This is a genomic window from Leeuwenhoekiella aequorea, assembly GCF_004104375.1.
Lineage (GTDB): Bacteria > Bacteroidota > Bacteroidia > Flavobacteriales > Flavobacteriaceae > Leeuwenhoekiella > Leeuwenhoekiella aequorea.
The window spans coordinates 371,236-393,660 of record NZ_QOVM01000003.1 but is presented as its reverse complement, the minus strand read 5'-3'; the positions used below and the strand labels follow the sequence as shown (position 1 = coordinate 393,660).

At 39.0% G+C, this 22,425-nt stretch carries 18 protein-coding genes; all 18 read right to left on the bottom strand.

Going from position 1 to position 22,425, the window contains the following annotated elements; all coding sequences use genetic code 11:
- On the bottom strand, positions 1-285 hold the full coding sequence (locus tag DSM00_RS09185) for a helix-turn-helix domain-containing protein (protein ID WP_073099366.1): 285 nt from the start codon (positions 283-285) through the stop codon (positions 1-3).
- A 293-nt stretch (positions 286-578) separates the two neighbouring features.
- The gene (locus DSM00_RS09180) at positions 579-1,430 is read right to left on the bottom strand and encodes an RteC domain-containing protein (RefSeq protein ID WP_128757723.1); all 852 of its coding nucleotides are present in this window, start codon (positions 1,428-1,430) and stop codon (positions 579-581) included.
- A gap of 277 nt (positions 1,431-1,707) precedes the next feature.
- Positions 1,708-3,663 (bottom strand): FTR1 family protein, encoded by a 1,956-nt coding sequence (locus DSM00_RS09175; protein WP_128757722.1) that lies wholly within the window; start codon positions 3,661-3,663, stop codon positions 1,708-1,710.
- A 673-nt stretch (positions 3,664-4,336) separates the two neighbouring features.
- On the bottom strand, positions 4,337-6,289 hold the full coding sequence (locus DSM00_RS09170) for a heavy metal translocating P-type ATPase (RefSeq protein WP_121344410.1): 1,953 nt from the start codon (positions 6,287-6,289) through the stop codon (positions 4,337-4,339).
- 63 nt (positions 6,290-6,352) lie between these two features.
- Positions 6,353-7,036 (bottom strand): lipoprotein signal peptidase, encoded by a 684-nt coding sequence (locus DSM00_RS09165; protein ID WP_121344929.1) that lies wholly within the window; start codon positions 7,034-7,036, stop codon positions 6,353-6,355.
- A gap of 46 nt (positions 7,037-7,082) precedes the next feature.
- On the bottom strand, positions 7,083-7,874 hold the full coding sequence (locus tag DSM00_RS09160; protein ID WP_183075433.1) for a cation transporter: 792 nt from the start codon (positions 7,872-7,874) through the stop codon (positions 7,083-7,085).
- Positions 7,875-7,951: 77 nt separating this feature from the next.
- On the bottom strand, positions 7,952-8,200 hold the full coding sequence (gene acpP / locus DSM00_RS09155; RefSeq protein ID WP_121344411.1) for an acyl carrier protein: 249 nt from the start codon (positions 8,198-8,200) through the stop codon (positions 7,952-7,954).
- Positions 8,201-8,453: 253 nt separating this feature from the next.
- Positions 8,454-9,857, bottom strand: coding sequence for a dihydrolipoyl dehydrogenase (gene lpdA, locus DSM00_RS09145; protein WP_128757721.1), 1,404 nt, complete (start codon positions 9,855-9,857; stop codon positions 8,454-8,456).
- A gap of 91 nt (positions 9,858-9,948) precedes the next feature.
- The gene (locus DSM00_RS09140) at positions 9,949-10,383 is read right to left on the bottom strand and encodes a Fur family transcriptional regulator (protein WP_128757720.1); all 435 of its coding nucleotides are present in this window, start codon (positions 10,381-10,383) and stop codon (positions 9,949-9,951) included.
- A gap of 45 nt (positions 10,384-10,428) precedes the next feature.
- Complete coding sequence (locus tag DSM00_RS09135) at positions 10,429-12,960, bottom strand: heavy metal translocating P-type ATPase (RefSeq protein WP_128757719.1); 2,532 nt, start codon at positions 12,958-12,960, stop codon at positions 10,429-10,431.
- Between the two features lie 9 nt (positions 12,961-12,969).
- The gene (locus DSM00_RS09130) at positions 12,970-13,317 is read right to left on the bottom strand and encodes a SpoIIAA family protein (protein WP_128757718.1); all 348 of its coding nucleotides are present in this window, start codon (positions 13,315-13,317) and stop codon (positions 12,970-12,972) included.
- A gap of 44 nt (positions 13,318-13,361) precedes the next feature.
- Complete coding sequence (locus DSM00_RS09125) at positions 13,362-13,784, bottom strand: Fur family transcriptional regulator (protein ID WP_128757717.1); 423 nt, start codon at positions 13,782-13,784, stop codon at positions 13,362-13,364.
- 16 nt (positions 13,785-13,800) lie between these two features.
- Positions 13,801-14,139, bottom strand: a complete 339-nt coding sequence (locus DSM00_RS09120) for a P-II family nitrogen regulator (RefSeq protein WP_026775392.1) — start codon at positions 14,137-14,139, stop codon at positions 13,801-13,803.
- A 196-nt stretch (positions 14,140-14,335) separates the two neighbouring features.
- Entirely contained in the window at positions 14,336-15,592 is a 1,257-nt protein-coding gene (locus DSM00_RS09115) for an efflux RND transporter periplasmic adaptor subunit (protein WP_128757716.1), read from the bottom strand.
- 16 nt (positions 15,593-15,608) lie between these two features.
- Positions 15,609-20,024 (bottom strand): CusA/CzcA family heavy metal efflux RND transporter, encoded by a 4,416-nt coding sequence (locus DSM00_RS09110; RefSeq protein ID WP_128757715.1) that lies wholly within the window; start codon positions 20,022-20,024, stop codon positions 15,609-15,611.
- Between the two features lie 119 nt (positions 20,025-20,143).
- A complete protein-coding gene (locus DSM00_RS09105; protein WP_231481190.1) occupies positions 20,144-20,539 on the bottom strand; it encodes a hypothetical protein in 396 nt (131 codons plus the stop codon).
- Between the two features lie 75 nt (positions 20,540-20,614).
- Positions 20,615-20,890 carry a DUF6660 family protein gene (locus tag DSM00_RS15750; protein WP_317127835.1) on the bottom strand — a complete coding sequence of 92 codons (276 nt, stop codon included), beginning with the start codon at positions 20,888-20,890 and terminating at the stop codon, positions 20,615-20,617.
- Between the two features lie 118 nt (positions 20,891-21,008).
- Entirely contained in the window at positions 21,009-22,214 is a 1,206-nt protein-coding gene (locus DSM00_RS09095) for a site-specific integrase (protein ID WP_026753614.1), read from the bottom strand.
- Between the last annotated feature and the right edge of the window lie 211 nt (positions 22,215-22,425).

Genomic DNA, 22,425 nt, shown 5'->3' with positions numbered 1-22,425 from the left:
TTAAGAATTTAAACTATGATCCACACGGTTGGCGTCCATTACTTTTTGAATTTCCTCTGTATCGTAATAGATAATGCCACCCACTTTTGTGTAAGGTAGCGTACCATTGATACGAAGATTCTGTAAAGTGCCTGGACTAACTTGAAGCAAGTCCATTACCTCGGAAGATTTTAAATATTTCTTGAGTTTTCCAGTTGCTTGTTTAGATAGAAGATTCTTGATGTCATCGAGCAATTCCATTTTAAATTCTCGAAGGTCGTCGGTGGTAATAATATTTGCTGGCATAATAGAACGGTTTTAAAGAAAGGGACTATCGTATCGATTTCAACTAATTTGATAGTCCCTGACCTGATTTGACTTTCGTTCTACAAATTTGGGATGGTTTATTGGATTTTAATCCCAAGTTGTACCCAAGTAGGGTGTTTTTATTTGCTCATTTTCAATGGTTTAAATTGGTTTGATTTAGAGGTGTCACTTTAAATCATCTATGCCAAATGATAATAGATAAAATTAATTTTATTTTTTCACAAGTAAGACCCAACTTGGGAAGAAATTTAACATTTTTAAAAATGAAAATATCAACCGTCCGTTTCTTCCATTCGCCTTAAAAGTGTTGCTTTTAGTCTATCAATAAACTTGGTTTGGTCGATTTTCCGTTCTCTTATTTCGAGAAAAGTTCTATAAACGTTACCAAGATTAAGTTCAAAAATATCTTCACAAGCTGAAGCCATTTCTTTAATACCAGCTGTACCGCTTTTTATCGCTCCAGAAGCCTGTAAGGCATAAATCAATTCAATCAGGTCAGTTTTTGAAGCCGTCCAGCCAAGGCGCTCACCATTGGCTAAAGTGTTTAGTTTATTTGAAATACCGTAGGACTGATCTCTTAAATAACTTAATTCCTGAACGTAGTGATTTATTAAGAGGTCATAGGCCATAATTTTAGCAATTGCGTTATCGTGACTTGTAGAAAATTCAGCATCAGTATAGAAATGGGAAGTGTCCGAAACCAGACTAATTTTATCTTTACCTCTTATAAAGTAAAATTCATCTAAAACCGTAGATTCCTCCCGGTAATATTTAATAAAGTCGATATTCCGGCGATTACTTTCTTGAAGTTTTTGAATTTCTTCGTCTATAAAGATCTGTTGAGATTGAATCGTTCCCGCCGGGCGATTAATCAAAAAATTATACAGTTTAGCATAGAATTTCAACCTGCTATAAACATACGGCTTGTGCTTTTTGAAAAATGTTATTTCATTTTCTTTATTTTTGAAATTATTATCTCTAATACATAGCCGAAGTTTTTGTAAATATTTCCTTGAGATTGTAATTCCCTTTTCAACTACATTGAAATCATTAACGTTGGACTCCTCTATTTCTAATATTTCATTTTTGAAATCTTCTATTATTTTAAGTAAATCTTTTTCCAAATTTAATCTGGGTTTAAATGATAATAAAATAAAACCCACATTATTGACAACTGTAATTTTGGGGTTTAAGAAATCGCATTTTGCATCTTAACATCGTTTCCAATACGACTTAATACAAAACACCTAAATCATTTGGTGTCATAAAGAGAGACTAGTTAAAATACACGCTCTATAAATGTTACTTTATTACCATTATTAGGCTTTTTAATTCGTTAGGTTTATTATTACATTATATTCAAGCCTGTAAAAGTTTGAGGAACTCAAGTCTACGCATCTCTTATTTAACTTGAATAGCCTTATTTCTATGATTGCTAACATAATACAACAGTAAAAGAAACCCTAACAAGACCACTTGTGCCATTAGAGTTTCATTTGTAGGATACACGCCCAACCAATCTATCTTAAGGGAAATAGGGAAACTAGTGACTGATACCCAGCCTGCCTCTTGGACGGCGTGAACCCCTTTCCCAATCAAGATTATCGCAAGTAAGGTTATTACCCAAGATGAGTATCTAAAAAGTTGCCTTACTGGAATTCTTTTGGAATATTTTACAAAAATAACGGCAAGCAATGCTATCAGTGTAAAAGCAGCAATTACGCCCAAACCTATGGAAGACCCATCGCCAGTTTTGGTCTCTAAGCTAATGGCCTGTAAAAAAAGGATGGATTCAAAGGCTTCCCTAAATACTACCATAAAAGAAAATACGGCCAATCCTAACATTTTCTCCCCTCTTAGTTGTTTGCCTATCTTTTTTTCTATAAATTCTTTCCACTTTTTTGAATGGGAATGATTATGCAACCAAAACCCAACAAATGCCAACACTATTACCGCTATTAAAGAAATTAATCCCTCCATAATCTCACGGTTCTTACCACTAATACCTATTATCCAATCTGAAAGGAACCATCCTGCAATACCTGTTAAAATGGCCATAATCCACCCTCCGTGTACGTACGGAAGTGCTTTTTTTGTGCCAGAAGTTTTTATTAAAGCCAGAATCAGGGCAATGATAAGGAATGCTTCAAGCCCCTCGCGCAACATAATAGATGCTGCCAAGAAAAAAGAAAGCCAATAGTTGAGCTTCGTATCCCTCATCAATTGGTCTGCACGGTCTATCATTGATAGCGCATCAGCGATTTCAGCTTGTACGGTGGAGATGCTTTTAGAGCTCTCTATAGCTTGTCTAACCGCCATCATTTGCTGCTCTAGTTGTGAGGTAAATTCTGGGTCGTTGGCTTTCAAGCGTACCTCCACTGGTTCAATACCTTCGAGATACGCATTTAAGGCATTTTGACGTGCCGATTTTTTATTGCCCTCCTTATAATCTAACAGAACAGTGTTCAGGTAATTTCTTGCAACAACAAGACTATTTTCGGTCGAGGTCTCGTGAAGAGAAAAAATTCTTATAGCTTTCAATTTTTTATAAGTAACGGAATCTTCGTAACCCAACTTTTGAATCAATTCCTTATCGGATAGAGTAGCCACATCTTTTAAGGAAACTTCATTAGAGACTTTGTCAAATATTTCCTTTAGCTCAAGCGAATCCGCAGAAGAGGCATTAAACCTCAGGGATTTGATATAAAAGGAAAGATCCCATACTTCTTTATCGCTCAACATACCGAAACTTTGCATTGCAGTACCTTCTACGCCAAGTTTAATAGTATTGTAGGCCTGGAACGGGGACACCTCACGCATAACGGTATCGTTCAAAAAATTTGTGGGTGCTGGATTTAAACCCACCGCCAGTTTGCCCTTTCCATTGCCGCTTGCTCCGTGACATTGTATGCAATTGTTCAGGAATAGCTTCTGTCCATTATCAATATTTGGCCAATTAAGTGGGCTAATTTCAAATTCCGTAAAATTGATAATAGCCCACTTGACTTTTGAAGTGACAGCTTTTATTTTTTGATGGGAAACCTTGTTTAGTACATTTGCTCTCAAATCCATCAAATTCCTCTGTATTTGATTCGCCTGCTTTTTAGTGAGCTCAAGTTTCTTGCTTAGAGAGAGGATGGTTTCACTAAATTCTTTCATTTCAAGATATTCACCTTCATCTATTATAACCCCATTTTTAACTGCTGCGGGATAATCTTTTGAGAGATAATCCAATAAATGGATTATAGTCTGAATGTTGGATTCGTCTTTTATCGTCGTAGCATAGATGTTTGAATAACTCAATAGAGCAATGAGACCCACTATAAAATTGTATAAATAACGCTTGTGTTGTAACATAAAAATCTTTTATAATAATCACTATTTTTATTTAGACTAAATAAAAACAAAAATACACTTAAAAATCGATCCATTCGAAAAAGAGTGGTTAAAAAATTCTCACTGAGTTACTTTAGTGCGAAATCTTTCAAAAAGAAATGGAACAAGAGGATAGCTGCGATAAAAATTACTATTAGGGCTATAGATGCCAATAACTTATCTCTTTTGGTTATTTTACTCTTAGACCTTTTCTCCCTTCTTCTTATCCTTCGGTTTAACGACATAATTTAATTACAAGCATTTCAAGACACGGTTTACCTTGCAAAAGAGACAGTCCCCTGAATAATGCAAACTTTCTATCCTTAAATGGAATACGATATCATCTAAAGAAATCATTTAGTTAAACATTAAATTTTCAACTCCCACTATTATTAGATAAATTAAAAGCCTTTAACTTTTATTCATTATTTCAACTTTATTTATTCGAAAAGAGCAGGTAAAAGAAATAAAAAATGGCTTCAAAGAAATAAAAAATAAGTACTACAGTAAAGATTCCGGCAAGTGCTAAGATGCCATACAGTCTGTCTTTCTTCGTTATGGTACTTTCTACAGGTCTTTCATCCTTTTTTCTCTGCCTTCTCTTTCTTCGATTTTGAGACATTTTTTCATTTTTTTTGCTTCTTGAAATTTTAAATTATTTCCAATTCATTTTCTGTAATCGAATGGCATTAAGTATTGCCAGAAAGGCCACTCCAACATCTGCAAAAACAGCCTCCCACATTGTAGCCATCCCCATTGCACCCAAAATCATAACAATGATTTTTACACCAAAGGCCAAACCAATATTCTGCCAGACGATACGACGTGTAGAACGACCGATTTTTATTGCTCTTGCAATTTTTGAAGGTTGGTCGGTCTGGATGATAACATCTGCCGTTTCAATGGCCACATCGCTGCCCAAGCCACCCATTGCGATGCCAACATCGCTCGCTGCCAATACGGGGGCATCGTTGATACCATCACCAATAAAGGCTACTTTAGTGCCAACCTGTTTTTTTAAGGCCTCTACTTCGTTTAACTTATCTTCAGGAAGCAGTCCGCCTTTTGCCCAATCAACACCCATTTCTTTTGCCACTTGTTGGGTTATGGAATCCTTGTCTCCAGATAGCATTATGATTTTGGAAATACCCGATTCCCGAATCTGCTTTATTGCTTCGTGGGCATCTTCTTTCAGTTCATCCGCAATGGTTATATAGCCGGCAAAATTGCCATCAATAGCGACCATAACGATTGATTCTACTATTGTATCGGTTTCCGCAGGAACTTCTATTTTATTGGCTGTCATCAAAGCCTTATTTCCTGCCAAGACCATTTTTCCGTTAACGGTACCCTTGAGGCCTTTGCCTGCTATTTCCGTTACTTTCGTGGCGCTGAATTTTTTTATTGGTAATTCGTACTGCATAACGGCACGGGCAATGGGGTGTGTGGATTGCTCTTCCATTGCAAGTAGATAGTTCATAAACTCTTTTTCTGCAAAAGCAGAACTTACAATTTGCTTGATTTTAAAAACCCCGTGGGTTACGGTTCCGGTTTTATCCATAACCACGGTATTCACTTGGGTCATTGTATCCAAAAAGGACGCACCTTTGAAGAGAATACCATTTCGGGATGCAGCACCCAATCCGCCGAAATAACCCAGAGGAATGGAAATGACCAACGCACAGGGACAGGATATTACAAGGAAAATCAATGCCCTGTACAACCAATCACTAAATACATAATTTTCAACAATAAAATAGGGCAGGACCGTTAAGCAAATAGCCAAAAAAACTACGATAGGGGTGTAAATGCGAGCGAATTTTCTAATGAACAATTCGGTCTTTGATTTACGAGCGGTCGCATTCTGCACCATATCCAGGATCCGGGCTATGGAACTGTCCTTGAATTCTTTTGTTGACTGAATCTCGATAACACCTTCTAGATTTATGCTTCCTGCAAATACCTTGTCACCCTTTGAAATTGCATCGGGCTTGCTTTCTCCCGTAATGGCAGCAGTGTTTACCGATGCCTTTTGAGAAAGTAGCACTCCATCCAAAGGAATTTTTTCCCCTACCCGGATTTGAACTTTTTCCCCAATTTCTACAGTTTCAGGGTCAACCGAAACATAATCGCCGTTCCGATAGACCAAAGCCGTATTGGGTCTTACATCCAATAGTGCCTTTATGTTGCCCTTAGCTCTTTTTACGGCTGCGTTTTGGAACAGTTCGCCTACGGCATAAAAAAGCATTACCGCAACGCCTTCAGGATATTCGCCAATGGCAAAAGCTCCTAAGGTTGCAATGGACATCAAAAAAAATTCGGTAAAGAAATCCCCCTGTTTAATACTTTCCCAACCCTCTTTTATTACAGGAAATCCAACTGGGATATACGCAACCACGTACCAGAGGATGCGGATCCAGCCTGAAAATTGGGGAAATGTTTCAAAATAGTCAAAAAGGATGCCTGCTATCAGCATTACAAAACTGAATATGGAAGGTATATATTCCCTAATGCTCAGCTGTGATGAAACTTTGTTATTCATAGAATTTTCCTTTTTGCCGCTATCATCGACCTTGAGATCCCTTAAGTTTAATTTTTTCTTTTTCATATTTCTGTATTATTATTTGCCCGAATCCAATGAAATAGCCTCAAACTGATTTAAATACGTTCATTATTGATCGTTGTTTAAAACTGTTCCGTTACCTTCAATATATTTCGACTTTTTCTTATTCGATATTTTTAGGTCTTTACGCCGTTTATTTTGAAAAATCAGGAGTGAAATCACGCCCGTACTGATCCAAACATCCGCAGTATTGAATACCGGGTCAAAAAACGTAAATTTGTTACCTCCCCATTGCGGCAACCAATCCGGAAGCCTTGTATCTATAATCGGAAAGAACCACATATCCACTACATTGCCATTTAAAAATCCAGAATAACCACCGCCTGACGGGAATATTTTTGCAATGTTCTGAAGCGCTGGATCGCTTTTTTCAAAAATAATCCCGTAGAAAGCTCCATCAATCAAATTGCCCAGCGCACCTGCGTATATAAATGCTGCACAGATTATAAAAATCTTGGCATATCCCTTGCTAATCATCTTTTTGATATAAAAAGTTCCCCAAACAATGGCGGCTAATCGGAATAAGATTAAAACAACCTTGGCTAGATATCCTTCACCAAACTTTAATCCCCAGGCCATCCCGGGGTTTTCCAAGAAATGTAAGCGAAACCAATTCTGGCCAAATACATAGTATTCCTCTCCATAATAGAAATGGGTCTTCACATATATCTTTATTGCCTGGTCTATAGCCAACAACAGTAAAATCAATAAGACTATATTTCTTTTCTTCATAATTGTCTTGGTGTCACCCAATGCTTTGCGAAAACGCACATTTAAATTACTTGGACAATTTTAAAATCTTAATCGCTCCCTGCATAACAAACGTGAAAACAATAGCTCCAATAACCAAATCTGGCCATTTACTATCTAAAAAATACACCAAGGTTCCCGCTAATATGACACCTCCGTTTACTATAATATCGTTGGAGGTAAAAATTGCGCTCGCCTGCATATGCGCTTCCTTACTTTTGGCTTTGTTAATCAACCAAAGTGAAATAAGATTACCAAGTAAGGCAAATATGGAAACAATGATCATCCATTGGAATAAAGGTGTTTCGCTTTCAGTAAAAAACCTTCTCAATACTTCCATAAATCCAAGTGTCGCTAGGGCCATCTGAAAGTATCCGCTGAATTTCGCCACTTTCTTTTTTCTAGCAATAGCACCGCCGACCGCAAAAAGACTCAACGCATACACGATGGAGTCTGCCAACATATCCAACGAATCTGCAATAAGACCCATAGAAGAAGAAATCCAACCCGTGGTCATTTCGATGACGAAAAAGCCAAAATTGATTCCCAAGACCCACCAAAGAATCTTTTTTTGTTTGGATTGGTCTTCCATTACAGGAGGTTCGGCTTCTTCGGTTCCCTGAAGTGTTTCATTGAACTTTAATTCGGCAATTGATGAACGTATCTCCTCGATCGCATCTAAATGGTACACTTCCAATTTTCTGTTGGGTATATCAAAATCCAAGTATTTAACTTGGGTGTAAGTCTCTAATTTCATCCGAATCATCTGCTCTTCTGATGGACAGTCCATTTTACTTATTATGAAAGTGCTTTTCTTCATTATTATGTGCTACTGGGTTATTTAATTTAAAGCCTGATTACTTGCTATTTGAAATATTCAAGTTTGCTCCACTTTTGTTAAGATCTACTATTTTTAATTTTTTCTTTAATATATGTCTCGGCTTCGCCTAGGGTAGTTATTTTTTCTGCTTCATCATCTGAAATGGCTATATTAAACTCATTTTCAAACTCTAGCATCAATTCCACCATATCCAAAATATCCGCCCCGAGGTCTTCACTAAAATTTACTTCTGGTCTCAACAAATTTGGATGTCTTCCAAATTTATTGGTCAGGAGCTTGTTGAACCTTTTTTTAAAATCTTCCATCTGTTCTTCATTTATTTATGCGATTCTATATATCTTTCCAAGATTGACTTTAAACTATCTAGATATTCAGAGAATGAGTTAACGGTAAGCTCGGATTGATCACTATAGGAAATGGTAATTGGGTTTTCATCAAGATATTGGTATAGTTCAGGGTAGTCCTGTTCAATCCTCAATGTCAATTCGTTAATTTCCTTGGTCAATTGCTGAAGCTTCTTCATTCTTTTTAATTTTATTGTGCCAGTTTTTGTAAAAATTAAATATGCAATGCCCTATCATCGGTAGCAGCCAGACACGCCTCCTTAAAGGTCTCTGAAAAAGTGGGGTGCCCGTGTGACATCCTTGCAATATCTTCGGCAGATGCCCTAAATTCCATCGCTACCACCGCTTCGGTATAACTATCTGCAATGCGAGGCCCTATCATATGTACACCCAATATCTCATCGGTCTGCTTATCTGCGATTACCTTGATAAAACCATCGGTATCCATACTAATTTTTGCCCTTGCATTAGCCTTAAATGGAAAAGAGCCTGTTTTTATACTTCTATTGTCCTTCTTTAGTTCTTCTTCGGTCAAGCCTACGCCGGCAACCTCTGGCTGGGTGTAAATAATATTGGGTATCAGCGAATAATTGATATGTGGCTTTTGGCCGACAATTTTTTCGGCTACAAAAACACCCTCTTCACTGGCCTTATGGGCAAGCATTGCTCCCCGAATTACGTCTCCTATGGCATATACCCCTTTGACATTGGTTTCAAGGTTTTCGTCTACTGATATCTGTCCTTTTTCATTGATTTCCACTCCTATATTCTCAAGTCCTAAATTGGCGGTGTACGGGTTACGACCAATGGCCATAAGGCAAAAATCGCCTTCTAAACTCATTTCTTTTTTATTGGAAAGGTTTTCTGCTTTCAATTCCACTTTGTTGTCCATCGTTGTTGCTTCCGTAACCTTGTGTTCCAAATAAAATTCGATACCCTGTTTTCTTAAGGAACGGTGCAATTGATGTCCCAAAGAGCTATCCATACTGGCTATGAGACTATCAAAATATTCTACAATAGAAACCTTTGAACCCAAGCGGGCGAAAACGGAACCTATCTCAACACCGATAACGCCACCGCCAACGACCATTAAGTGCTTGGGGATTTTCCGTAGGGCAAGGGCTTCGGTAGAAGAGATGATGCGCTTTTTGTCGATTTTAATATTGGGCAATGAAGCGGGTTTCGACCCTGTGGCAATAATGATTTTATCGGTTTCTATGGTTTCCGTTTTATCTTCGCCCTTAATCTCAATCGTGTTTTTGTCCTTGATAGTGCCGTGGCCTTCATAAACGGTAACCTTGTTTTTTTTCATCAGATAGTCAACGCCATTGATGATTTCCTTTACGACGTCCTGAACCCTTTGGTTCATTTTTATAATATCGACATTGGCCTCTTTAACATCAATCCCAAAATTTTCAAATTGATGTTTTAGTTTATAATAATGTTCAGAGGCTTCCAGCCAGGCTTTTGATGGGATACAGCCCACGTTAAGGCAGGTACCGCCCAACGTGCTGTACCTTTCAATAATGGCCACTTTTAAACCTAATTGGGCACAACGGATGGCACCTACATACCCGCCCGGGCCAGATCCTATAATAGTTACATCAAATTTTTCCATATTTGCACATTTTTTTTAAGTTAAAGAAGGTGGAAGAAACCTGAACCAAACCATTGGGCGCAAGGGTTCAGAGTTCTGGAACTCCCACCTGTTATTTTTTTCTGCATTTTTCACATATTCCTTTCAATACCAGATTTACATCATTCACTTCATAATCGTCTGGCAAGCTTTCTTCCGATATTTTATTTGGTAAACATATTGTTTTCGTACAATCGGTACAATGAAAGTGCAGATGTAAATCTGTACCGTATTTACCTTTGGCGTTTTCATCAGAAATCGCATATTTTACCACTCCGACCCCATCATTAATCTGATGAATCAGCCCTTTATCCTCAAAAATTTTGAGGTTGCGATAAAAGGTAGTTCTGTTTGCTGTTTTATTGGTTTCGCTCTTTTGAACAAAAGCCTTTTTCAAATCGGAAAAGGACACGGCACTTTGTTTCCTTTTCAGGAACTTGTATATCTTCGACCTCATTTTAGTAGGTCGAATCCCTTTAGCCAATAATGTTTTTTCCGTCTTTGTCATTTAATATTCTTTCAAAAAACCAGGTTCTTCTATGTCCCAATTTTTCTAATCTTTTTTATAAGCCAAAAGGCGCAGAGCATTGGCCACGACTACCAAGGTAGACCCCTCGTGAAACGCAACTGCAACCCCTATATTTGCCCAACTCAAAATGGTAGCCGGTATCAGAAGTGCCACAACCCCAAGGCTTACCCAAAGGTTCTGCTTGATTATGGCCTTTGCCTTCCTGCTCAAGCCTATGGCAAAGGGCAGGGTTTCCAATTTATCGGCCATTAGGGCAACATCCGCCGTTTCCAAAGCCACATCGCTTCCCGCTGCACCCATTGCAATACCCACGGTGCTGTTTGCCATTGCGGGGGCATCGTTTACACCATCTCCCACCATTGCCACCTTGGATTCCTTTTCCTTTAGCTCTTTTATCGCATCCACTTTTTCCTCCGGCAACAGGCTTCCCCAAGCATCGGTCAATCCAATTTCTTTAGCAACGGAGTCGGCAACCTTTTGATTATCCCCTGTTAGCATTATCATCCGCTTGATACCGATTTCCTTTAATTTTTTCAATGTTTCTTTGGCCGCTTCCCGTGGGGTGTCCATCAGGGCGATGATACCGATATATTCTTTGTTCCTTCTTATGAGCATTGTGGTATTTCCACCCCCTTCAAGTTCCCTTACCTTGTTGGATATTTCTTCGGATGGCTTTGCATCATCGAGGTCTTCGTACAAGTCAAGGTTTCCAATATAGATTTTATCCTTGCCCAAGGACGCTTTGATACCTTTTCCGAGAACCGCTTCTAAATCTGACGCATCGGTAATATCAGTACCTTTCAGACGCTCTTTCCCATCCCTTACGACAGCTTTGGCCAAAGGGTGGTCGCTCAAATTTTCAACAGCAACAGCTATCTTTAACAGTTCATTTTCTTCAATATCCCCTAATGGTACTACTTCGGTAAGTTTGGGCTTGCCTTCTGTAAGCGTGCCCGTTTTATCAAAAGCCAAAGCAGTAATGACCCCTAAATCCTCAAGTGGTCGCCCACCTTTGATAAGCACGCCGCCACGTGCTGCCCTTGCCACACCGCTTAATACGGCACTTGGTGTTGAAATGGCCAGTGCACAGGGACTTGCAGCTACCAATACCGCCATTGCACGATAAAAGCTGGCACTAAACGGTTCATCAATGACCAGAAAGGCAAAGAGCAGGATGCCAACCAGTATCAGTACGGATGGCACAAAATATCTTTCAAATTTATCGGTCAACAGCTGGGTAGGGGACTTCTGGGTCTGCGCCTCGTTAACCAGTTTGACCAGTCGGGATAGTGTAGAGTCTTTGGCTTCTTTGATTACCTTTATTTCCAGCGTGTTATTACCGTTGATAGTTCCAGCGAATACCCGATTTTCGTCTTTGATATCATCGTCTGCCGAATAGTCCCTGCTCGTATCTTCCACGGGAATTTTGTCCACGGGTACACTTTCCCCGGTAATAGGTGCCTGGTTGACGCTGCTTTTTCCATTGACCACGACGCCATCTGCGGATATTTTACTATTGGGCTTGACCACTATAATATCGCCAATATTCAATTCCTCAATTCCAACTTCTTCGGTCTTACCATCTTTTTTGAGCGATGCCGTTTTTGGTGCTAAATCTGCCAGTGCCGCTATGGACTTTCGGGCCTTTTCCATTGCATAATGTTCAAGGGCGTGCCCCAAACTAAACAGGAACAGCAACAAGGCACCTTCTGCCCATTCGCCCAGAGCTGCGGCACCGATGGCGGCAACCAACATCAAGAAGTCGATTTCAAAGCCGCCCTTGGCTACGGTCTGTATAGCCTCTTTCGCCGTAAAGTACCCTCCAAAAAAGTAAGCACCGATGTATAGGGATAAGCTGACCCAATCCGGTATTGATGCTACGTAAGAAAGCCCGAACCCAATACCGAGCAGCGTACCGCAAATAATGGAAAAAATAAGCTCCGTATTTTTACCGAAAACCCCACCGTGGGCGTGCTCTTCTCCTTCCTCGTGGGTCTCGCCTTCTTTGTGCTCGTGTCCCTCTGTGGAAGTTTGCTCTTTAGTCTCTTCCTTCTTTGAACGCTCCTGTTTTTTTCTGGATGCTTCGGTGTAATCATTTTCGTTTGAAGAACTCCGCTGAATCTGAAGGTCTTCTTTTTCAATTTGTTTACTTATTTCATCAAAATTTGTTTGCTTTTTATCAAATTCAAGTCGTATCATTCCAGAGCCTGAAACGGAAGCTTCCAAGACTCCATTGATTGCCAAAAGGCTTTTCTCTATGGAACGAGCCTGCCTTGTGTGTCTGATTCCTTTAACTTCAATGAGCAAATGCCCGTATTTTTCGGTAATCTCGGCACCAGTACTTTCGGCGAGGGATTGGATGCGGTCAATGGAAATGATATCTGGGTCATAATGAAAACAGAGCTGTGGCACATCATCTCCGTTTTCATCGGCAATGTGCACTTTTTCGATGCCCTCTTTGGCCTGTAGTTTTTGAATAAGCCTTTCAACACAAGAATCTTTTTCGTTAGGAACTTGCGGAAGGATGACCGGTATTTTTAGTTGTAGTTTTTCCATTTTTTATTTTTATTTTATCCACTCTTTGGCATCGTCTTTTTCTTCGGTCTTATAAAATTTTATATGAGCTTCTGAAAAAGGAAGCAATACCTCGGTAAATTGTTCTTGCCATTTAACGTTACCCACCAAAGCAACACGCTTTAAATGCTTTTCATTCGGAAGGTCTAATTCAATTCCCTTCCAATATGTCTCTGCCGTCCAACCTTCAAAATTTTTCATTTCAATATACCAAGAAACTTCCTGATATGCAGTTATATGTTCTGTTAAGACCGGTATCAAGTTTTCATAATCCTTGGCATCCAGCTTATTCTCTGCCACCATATATACAGTAGCTTCTTTTTTATAGATTGATATCATTGCTCACTATTTATAAATAATAATTGAATTTAAAAACCAAACGTTTAATCCAAATTGCCACTGCATTTTTCGCAAATGCCCTTTACCACCAAGTTGATATCCTCGGTAATATAACCATCAGGTAAGTTGATGTGAGGGATTTTATGCTCTGTTAAACAGACCGTTTCATTACAATTGTTGCAATGAAAGTGCAAATGAAGGTCGTTGCCGACCTCGCACTCACAATTCTCTTCGCAAAGGGCGTATTTTATAACTCCTGTCCCATCCTCGATTTGATGCACAATACCTTTTTCTTCAAACGCTTTCATAGTCCTAAATAGGGTACTTCTTTCACTAACCTTAAAATCTTTTTCCAAGTCGCCAAGGCTGATGGCCACATTCAACTCTGCCAACCGCTTATAGGTCATAAGGCGCATAGCTGTAGGTCGTATTCCTTTGCTTTCTAAAAATTGAACTATTTTTTCCATTTGTTTAAAAAGAGATTTACAGGTCGTGCCGTTTTAAGGAATCTCCTGTTTTAATCTGAAAGGCATCTTCAATATTTGCTATATAAATAATACCATCTCCAGGCCCGTCGGTTTTGGCGTTGGCTATAATTGTTTCAATGGCCGCTTGGGCTTCCTCATTTTGACAGACCAATTCCAATTTTACCACAGGACTATCTGTTACGTGAAAATCTAGCGACGGTCTTGCACCTTTTGCCTTGAATGCGCCCGTGCCTTCTGCTTGTGAAAGGGTCATACTTTCAAATCCATTGTCAGAAAGTGCTTCAATGACTCTTTGGATTCGGTTTGGTTTTATAAATGCTTTTATTTCTTTCATCTGTTGATATTTATTTGTTTTTTAATGGTCATATGTAATTCCCCAATCAACATTGTGGTTGGTATCCACATTGTTATAGCTCATTTCATATTTTTAAATTTTTAATCGATTTTGAACCGAGCCTGTTTTTTAATTTTTAACTAATTAATTAAGACGATAAACAAACTCGGAATCAAAATCTTTGATTGTTATTGAATTAATGTCCGTGTTCCAGTTCGCCCTTGACCATTTCCGAAGACAGGTTATAAGCTCCGTTTATCACGACTTTGGCATCCTTTGAAACTTCGGCAGGCAAATTGACTTCAACAAAGCCTAAATCAGTAATACCGACCGTTACGGGTATCATTTTGAATTTCATTTTGCCCGCTTCCATTTCTTCATCTTCATCCAAAATGAAAATGAAGGATTGCTCGCCTTCTTTTATAATGGCAGCTTCCGGTACGGCAAAACCCTTTTTCTCGCCCTGCACTATGCGCCCTTCCACATACATACCCGGCAATAGGTTTTTATCCTTGTTTTCAATATCTGCCAGAACTTCCAAAGCTTTTGGGTCTGTATTGAAGGTTTTACCAACAGACCGAACGGTTGCTTTAAGCAGTTCATCTGGACGAGAGGCCGTGGAAAAATATATCTGTTGCCCTTGCTTGATTTGCTTTATGTCCTTCTCATATACTTTGAAGTTGACATAAATTTTTGAGTTGTCGCTTATCGAGAACATTTTGGATTGTTGTGCCACGTAATCGCCAAGGCTAATCATTACTTCATCCACATACCCACTTATAGGCGAGGTAATGGGAACAGCGGAATATATCTGTCCTTCCGCCACTTTGTCCGGGTTAATGCCCAACAGTCTCAATTGGGACCGCAAACCATTGACGCTGGATGTTGTAGAACGAAATTTTGACTGTGCCATTTGAAATTCCTTGCCAGAAGAAACACCTTTATCATAAAGGGTCTGCTTGCGTTCAAAATCCTGTTTCAAAAAGACCAGTTCGTCATTTTTTTCCTGATAATCCTGTTGCATAGCAATGATATCTGGGTGTTCTATATATGCCAACACCTGACCTTTCTTTACGTTATCTCCAGGGATTACTTTTATGGAACTCACATTTCCACCAACAAAAGGACTTATGTTCGCCTTGTCCTGTGGGAAAAGTTCCAGCGTTCCTGTTACCTTAATGTTGTTCCCTAAATTGCGTTCCTCCAAAAGTTTCATTTCCAAACCTATGGTTTCGGCCTGTTGCTTTGTGAGTTCCACAACGCCTTCTTCCTCGCTGTGACCTTCTTCTTCTCCTTCACTGTGGCCTTCCTCGCCGTGTGCATCTTCTCCAGCTTCATTGGTTTTTGATACGCCTTCGGCTTCGTTATGCCCAAGTTCAGATTTTGGGGCATCATTACAACTCATAAACATAAGTGTAAATAATACGGTACTTACTAATAGTATATTCTTCATTTCTCTTTTTTTAAGGTTATAAATTGCCCAATTGATATTGCATATCAATGGTCTGCTGGTTAAACTGATTGATGTATTGTAAATGGTTTTGTTTAATGCGGATGGCACTGTTGAGAATCGTGATGTAATTGACGTAATCTATTTCGCCTTCTTTAGATGCCAATTGTGCGGTGGTAATTTGTTCTTCTGCCAAGAGTAGTGCGCCTTCTTCGTAATATTGCAAAATCTTCTTTGTTTTTTCAAGGGATTTGGTCAATTGCGACACACGACTTTCCGTGACCGCCTTTTGTTCCAAATATTGATTCTCTGCTACCATTGCGTCTGCCTTGGCTGCCTTGACCCTCGACTTCTGGGGAAAAAACCATAACGGAATGCTAATACCTGCCTGATAGGTGTTGAAGCCTGACACTTCATCCACAACCTGTCTGCCATACGATAAGCTGAATTTCGGTAGGAATTGTGATTTCTCAACGCCCACGTTTGCTTTACTTACTTCGGCATTTTGCAAGGCATATTGCAACATTGGGTTATTGGCAACCGAAGTTGAATCCAATGTCGCCATAAAATCCAATGGCTCGTAAAAACTATCTACCGTCTCGATGGTTTCATCCGTTCCCAAATATTGTTTTAAGGCACGTTTGGCAATTTCAATATCATCAAAAGCTTGTTGCCTCAACACTTGAATCTGTTGAAACTCGGAAGAGGCTGAAATAAATTCCAACTTGCCTGTTTCTCCCGTGTCATACCGAAGTTGGGCAGCGGACTTAAAATTGGCATAAATACTGTCCAATTGGTCTGCAAAACGCAACTGTGCCTTGTAGTAATTAATTTGGTCATAGGCTTGCATCACATTGCGCACCAATTGTTGTTCACTGGCCACATAAAACTTTTCTCCCAAGGCAATGCGCTCTTTGTAAAACTTGGATTTCGAAAATCCGGAAAGCAAGTCAATATTGCCCTGTTGCACACCAACGGTTGTCTGTACTCCAGGAAGATTATTACCATATTCTTCTTTGCCCGTGAAAACTTGTGTGCTACCAAGGTCAAAACTTGTACCTTTTAGTGCCTTTTCCCGTTCAATAAATGCCTGACTTTCCTTAAGCGATGGATAATTCTGTTTTGCCATAGCAATGGCCTCATCTACAGTCAAGGTTTTTGGAATTGTGCCATCTTGATTGGTGTCTTGGGCAAAAGCAGTTCCAGAAGCCATCAAACCGCCAACCATCAATAATACGGTTACAATATTGGTTGATTTGTTGACATAACTTACACCTCCATCAGTATTGTTTCGTTCCTTTCTCGATTCAAGCCAATAATATAGTACAGGAAGGACAACAAGCGTTAAAAATGTTGCTGTTATCAATCCACCAATAACCACCGTTGCCAATGGTCGCTGCACTTCTGCACCGCCAGAGGTAGAAATCGCCATTGGGATAAAGCCCATAATGGCCGCCGTTGCCGTAAGCAAAATAGGGCGTAAGCGTTCGTGCGTTGCCTCGTATATTCGTTTTTTTAAGTCTGTCATTCCACTTTCTTTTAGTTCATTGAATTTGTTTATCAGCACCAATCCGTTTAAAACCGCGACTCCAAAGAGCACGATAAAACCGACTCCTGCCGAAATACTGAATGGCATTCCCCTTATCCAAAGGGCAAACACGCCACCAATGGCCGCCAAGGGCACTGCCATATAAATCATTAGGGATTGTGAGAACGAACTCAATGCAAAATAGAGCAATATGAATATTAGGAAAAGTGCAATAGGCACTACAATCATCAATCGGTCTGAAGCACGTTGAAGGTTTTCAAACGAACCTCCGTAGGTTACAAAATAACCTGGCGGTAGTTTCACGTCCGTTTCCAATTTTTGCTGTATTTCCTCGACCATCGATTTCACATCGCGCCCACGAACATTTACACCAACCGAAATACGACGAGAGGTATTGTCCCTTGAAATCTGCATTGGCCCGGGTTTGTAGCTGATATCTGCCACTTCCTTTAAAGGCACTTGCGCTCCGTTTGGCAAATCGATATAAAGATTTTTAAGGCTGTTGATGTCCTGTCTAAATTCCTTTGCCAAACGAATGACCACATCGAATCGTTTTTCGCCCTCAAAAATCACACTTGCCTGTTCGCCTGCAAATGATGCACTTACATAATCGTTCAACTTGTCAACGGTTACACCATATTGTGCCATTTTTGCACGGTTATATTCCACCGTCATTTGAGGTAAACCGCTTGTAGCTTCCACATTGAGGTCAGCCGCTCCGGGAACGGTTCTGATGACCGCTGCGATTTCCTGTACCTTGTCGGCTAACACTTCTAAATCCTCGCCGTACAATTTAATTGCCACGTCCTCACGAACACCGGTAAGCAATTCATTAAAACGAAGTTCTACGGGTTGGGTAAATACGAAATTTACGCCGGGAACGACTGAAATTTTTTCCTGTATTTTTTCTATGAGTTCTTCTTTGCTATCTGCGGAAGTCCATTTACTCTTATCTTTTTCAAGAATAATGTAACTATCGGCAATGTCCATAGGCATTGGGTCTGTTGGTATTTCGGCCACACCAATCCTTGAAACTACCGTTTTTACTTCTGGAAATTCATTAATTAGATTTTGAAGTTTTTTTGAAGCTTCAATGGACTCTGTTAGACTGCTCCCCGGTTTTATCAACGCTTGAAACGCAATATCGCCCTCATCAAATTTTGGAATAAATTCGCCACCCATATTGCTGAAAATAAATCCCGCAATCAATAGCAGGGCAACAGCGCCCATAACGACTCCAGCCCTAAAGCGAAGTGCAAAATTGAGCAATGGTACATACCCTCTGTTTAAACCGGACATTATTTTATCACTGAACCTATCAATCTTGTTTTCAAATTTGGCAAACCAACTATTCTGATTTTTAGCAGGTTTTAGGAACATTGCAGAAATCATTGGAACATAAGTAAGACAAAGGATAATCGCTCCTAAAACTGCAAATCCGAAGGTAAATGCCATTGGACGGAACATTTTTCCTTCAACACCTGTTAAGAACAAAATGGGGGTAAATACAATAAGGATAATCAATTGTCCGAAAAATGCCGAATTCATCATCGTACTTGCCGATTCATAGGCTATTTCATCCATTTCAGACTGGTCTATGGCGGTTGTGGTTTTTTTCATCCGTTGATGAATGTGGAATACCATTCCTTCCACAATGATTACAGCACCATCCACGATGATTCCAAAATCGATTGCACCCAAGGACATTAAGTTTGCCCATACTCCAAATTGTTTCATCAAAATAAATGCGAACAATAATGACAAAGGAATTACCGAAGCGGTAATCAAGCCGCCACGGAAACTTCCCAAAAGCAAGACAAGCACAAAAATCACAATCAATGAACCTTCAATAAGGTTTTTTTCAACGGTGCTTGTGGTTCTTCCAATGAGTTCACTTCGGCTTAAAAATGTATCTATGTAAACGCCTTCGGGTAGGGATTTTTGTATTTCTACAATGCGCTTCTCCACATTTTCGACTACGTTGCCTGGGCTTTCGCCTTTCAGCATTAAAATTTGTCCACCAACAGTTTCGTGTCCATCTTGGGTAAACGCACCATAACGTACCTGATTACCAAAGCCTACTTTTTCGGCGACATCCCGGATTAAAACAGGACTTCCGTTTTGTGTGGTTACAACTGTATTTTCCAAATCTTCAATGCTACGTGCCAAACCTTCTCCACGAATGAAATTTGCTTGGTGGTTTTTTTCAATGTAAGCACCACCAGTATTGGCATTGTTGACTTTCAAGGCTTCAAAGACCTGATTCATTGTAATACCGAAACTTTTCAGCTTATTAGGATTTATTGCAACTTCATACTGTTTTACATAACCTCCAAAAGCATTGACCTCGACCACTCCGGGGACTAATGCCATTTGACGTTTTACAATCCAATCTTGGATGGTACGAAGCTCCATTGCATCGTATTTATCTTCGTAGCCCTCTTTTAATTTTAAGGTGTATTGGTAGATTTCGCCCAGACCTGTAGTTATTGGTGCCATAAATGGCGTGCCGAAGCCTTCGGGGATTTCTCCAGCAACTTCGGTTAATTTCTCTTGTACCAATTGCCGGGGAAGATAAGTGCCTGCCTCGTCCTTAAATACAATGGTAACCACGGACAGCCCAAAACGGGATACTGAACGCAGCTCGATAACGTCAGGAAGATTTGCCATTGCCAATTCTACCGGATAGGTAACAAATTGCTCAATATCTTCAGTACCTAAATTTGGGGCCACTGTAATAACCTGTACTTGGTTGTTGGTAATATCGGGTACAGAACCCAGATTTATAGTGGCCATAGACCAAATGCCCGTACCTACAAGTGCCACTATAAAGAGCCCAATAATAAACTTGTTATTAATGGAAAATGAAATGATTTTGTTAATCATAGAAAAAGTATTAATTCAGTTTAAACATCGCAATGCAAAGAGATGCAATACGTTTATGATGCGATACTTACTTTGAAAAGCATCACGGTAGGATATAGCTATCCTAAAAAAAAACTGAATTATACTTTAGGGGGTTGGAAAAGCGATTCCAGATATCTGGAATTTAATTGGAATGTGTAATGATTATACTGATTTTTAGCCTCGGGGGAAACCTTACTTATTAACGTAGGTTGAAAAGGTGCGAAGAATACAAAATGTTGACAACATTGGTGGCTCATATGCACAGGCTCATTGTCGTGGTCTGAATCTGGATGGTGGTTATCCACTTTTCCATCATCATTTATGTAATCTTCATAAACATATTCAAAAAAAGAAAGTCCATCATTTTCTCTATGGTCTTGATAATGCGCGATAAAATGGGATATTTCTTCTATCTGCTCACAAACTTCCATATTGGCCGCTATTCCTTGAAAAAAGAATAGAAACGACATCGATATGGAAACGAATATTTTCATAAAGTTTTACAAATATACGAATTAATCGATGCACAGGTTGTGCAAAGTAATTTTGACAATCCTTGAGTATGTTTATTAAAAATCAAAAAAACCTCTTCTAGGAAACTGAATTATAACCGTTGGCAGTAAAATGGAATGTGGGATATCTTTGCCGAGGTTATCAAAATTGGCGAAAAATTCGTGTAGAATTGCAGGTTGTAATGGCTCGAATACAGCAAGCCCGAAATTTATGGTGTGAACGTGGCAACAATGACATTGGCAAAAAGGCGAGCATAACTCGCAATCTTGACTGTGGTCACCATCAGCATCGATTACCGTAACAACTTGGGAATCATCTTCGCTATAATTCATATCATTGCAAGGCACAGCATTAAGTGCCAAGAAATAAAACGAAAGTATGATTACAATAAATTCCACGTTACAAAGATAACAGAATTTTTGTGCAACTGTGTTGCAAAATTGGAATGGTTCAAAAATTGACTACACTATCCAAAGCATCATCAGCATCCTTATGGATGAAATTTGCTTGATAACGTATAGTCGTTGTTACAGATGAGTGACGATACAATTTTTGCAGCATTTGAATAGGAATTTTATCCCCAGAAATATTACCAAAACTATGCCTGGCAATGTGCATACTTATATTTTTCTTTATCCCCAGTTGCTTAGTGGCAATCTTTAATCTTCTATTCAAATTTCGAGTTATTGATTGTGTTCTTTTCGATATTTCTTCAGTATCATTGAGGTTGGTGCCTTTTAATTGAGGAAAGACAAGCTCATTGTAAGATGAATTGTCTTTGTAAAAATCAAATATTTCTATAGCTTTTTCAGGAATTTTAAGAGAAACAAGCTTACTGTTTTTGTTCATCCGATAGAGTAGGCGTCCATCGTTAAAATCTGACCATTTTAGTTGTAATACATCCCCAATTCGAATACCTGCAAAGTAAAAACTGACGAGCCAAATATGAATTGCCTTTTGTTGAGCTTCAGTTATCCCTTGTGCATTTTCTAATATTTGAATTTCATCTGCCGTAAAGCCAATTTTTTGAGCTTCGGGAATTCGTATAGTCATCTTTCCTTTGCCAAATGGATAGAGGCCTCTATCTGTTATTGATTCAGAAATTGCCAAATTAAAGATTGTACGGATGAGAATTAAATAGTTTACAACTGTCCTCGGCGAAAGGTTTTTAGTATGCAGTAAGTGAGTTTCAAATTTCTTTAGAACTGTGACATTCAGTCTATTGAAAGGAAGTGAATCTTTGCAAAGAAATTCTTTGAATTTTTTTAGTCGCCCAAGTTCAGTATCGTATTGATGATGTTTGTTTCTATTTTTTAGATTTTGAAGATGCATTTCGGCTACGGCGAAAAAGTCAAGTCCTTTAGTAACTACAATTTTGTTTTTGATTTCTGAAACTGTCTGATATTCAGTTTTCATTTCAGATTTTAATACCTTATCGTTAGCTTCTGCTACCTTAGTTATAATAAAATTATTCAGCACCTTTGAATTAGGGTGCGACTTCCTAACATTGCGGTTTTTCTCGTCCCAAAATTTTATATCTATATATTGACCTGTATTTAAGTAAGAACTTTTACGGTCTTTAGTTATGCGAATAGAAATAGGAAACCGTCCGGCTTTATTTTTCTTTTTTCTTAAAACTACTCTTACTGTTGCCATAATAATTACTTTTGGATTATAAAGGTAGTCATTTTAGGTACAACATAGGTACAACATTTGTTGGTTTTGTTTGATATTATATATTGTCAAACTATATTAAATAGTATGTAAATCATTGATTTATAGTGTTTTTATATTAAATTGATAGTATAGTATCAAAAACTCATAACCCGAAGGTCACTGGTTCGAGTCCAGTTCCCGCTACTAGCAA

Bases quoted from the DNA above. Each gene is read 5' to 3' on its own strand.
- DSM00_RS09185 (WP_073099366.1), bottom strand. From the start codon at position 285: ATGCCAGCAAATATTATTACCACCGACGACCTTCGAGAATTTAAAATG.
- DSM00_RS09175 (WP_128757722.1), bottom strand. From the start codon at position 3,663: ATGTTACAACACAAGCGTTATTTATACAATTTTATAGTGGGTCTCATT.
- DSM00_RS09170 (WP_121344410.1), bottom strand. From the start codon at position 6,289: ATGAAAAAGAAAAAATTAAACTTAAGGGATCTCAAGGTCGATGATAGC.
- DSM00_RS09165 (WP_121344929.1), bottom strand. From the start codon at position 7,036: ATGAAGAAAAGAAATATAGTCTTATTGATTTTACTGTTGTTGGCTATA.
- DSM00_RS09160 (WP_183075433.1), bottom strand. From the start codon at position 7,874: ATGAAGAAAAGCACTTTCATAATAAGTAAAATGGACTGTCCATCAGAA.
- acpP (WP_121344411.1), bottom strand. From the start codon at position 8,200: ATGGAAGATTTTAAAAAAAGGTTCAACAAGCTCCTGACCAATAAATTT.
- lpdA (WP_128757721.1), bottom strand. From the start codon at position 9,857: ATGGAAAAATTTGATGTAACTATTATAGGATCTGGCCCGGGCGGGTAT.
- DSM00_RS09140 (WP_128757720.1), bottom strand. From the start codon at position 10,383: ATGACAAAGACGGAAAAAACATTATTGGCTAAAGGGATTCGACCTACT.
- DSM00_RS09135 (WP_128757719.1), bottom strand. From the start codon at position 12,960: ATGGAAAAACTACAACTAAAAATACCGGTCATCCTTCCGCAAGTTCCT.
- DSM00_RS09130 (WP_128757718.1), bottom strand. From the start codon at position 13,317: ATGATATCAATCTATAAAAAAGAAGCTACTGTATATATGGTGGCAGAG.
- DSM00_RS09125 (WP_128757717.1), bottom strand. From the start codon at position 13,784: ATGGAAAAAATAGTTCAATTTTTAGAAAGCAAAGGAATACGACCTACA.
- DSM00_RS09120 (WP_026775392.1), bottom strand. From the start codon at position 14,139: ATGAAAGAAATAAAAGCATTTATAAAACCAAACCGAATCCAAAGAGTC.
- DSM00_RS09115 (WP_128757716.1), bottom strand. From the start codon at position 15,592: ATGAAGAATATACTATTAGTAAGTACCGTATTATTTACACTTATGTTT.
- DSM00_RS09110 (WP_128757715.1), bottom strand. From the start codon at position 20,024: ATGATTAACAAAATCATTTCATTTTCCATTAATAACAAGTTTATTATT.
- DSM00_RS09105 (WP_231481190.1), bottom strand. From the start codon at position 20,539: ATGAAAATATTCGTTTCCATATCGATGTCGTTTCTATTCTTTTTTCAA.
- DSM00_RS15750 (WP_317127835.1), bottom strand. From the start codon at position 20,890: ATGAATTATAGCGAAGATGATTCCCAAGTTGTTACGGTAATCGATGCT.
- DSM00_RS09095 (WP_026753614.1), bottom strand. From the start codon at position 22,214: ATGGCAACAGTAAGAGTAGTTTTAAGAAAAAAGAAAAATAAAGCCGGA.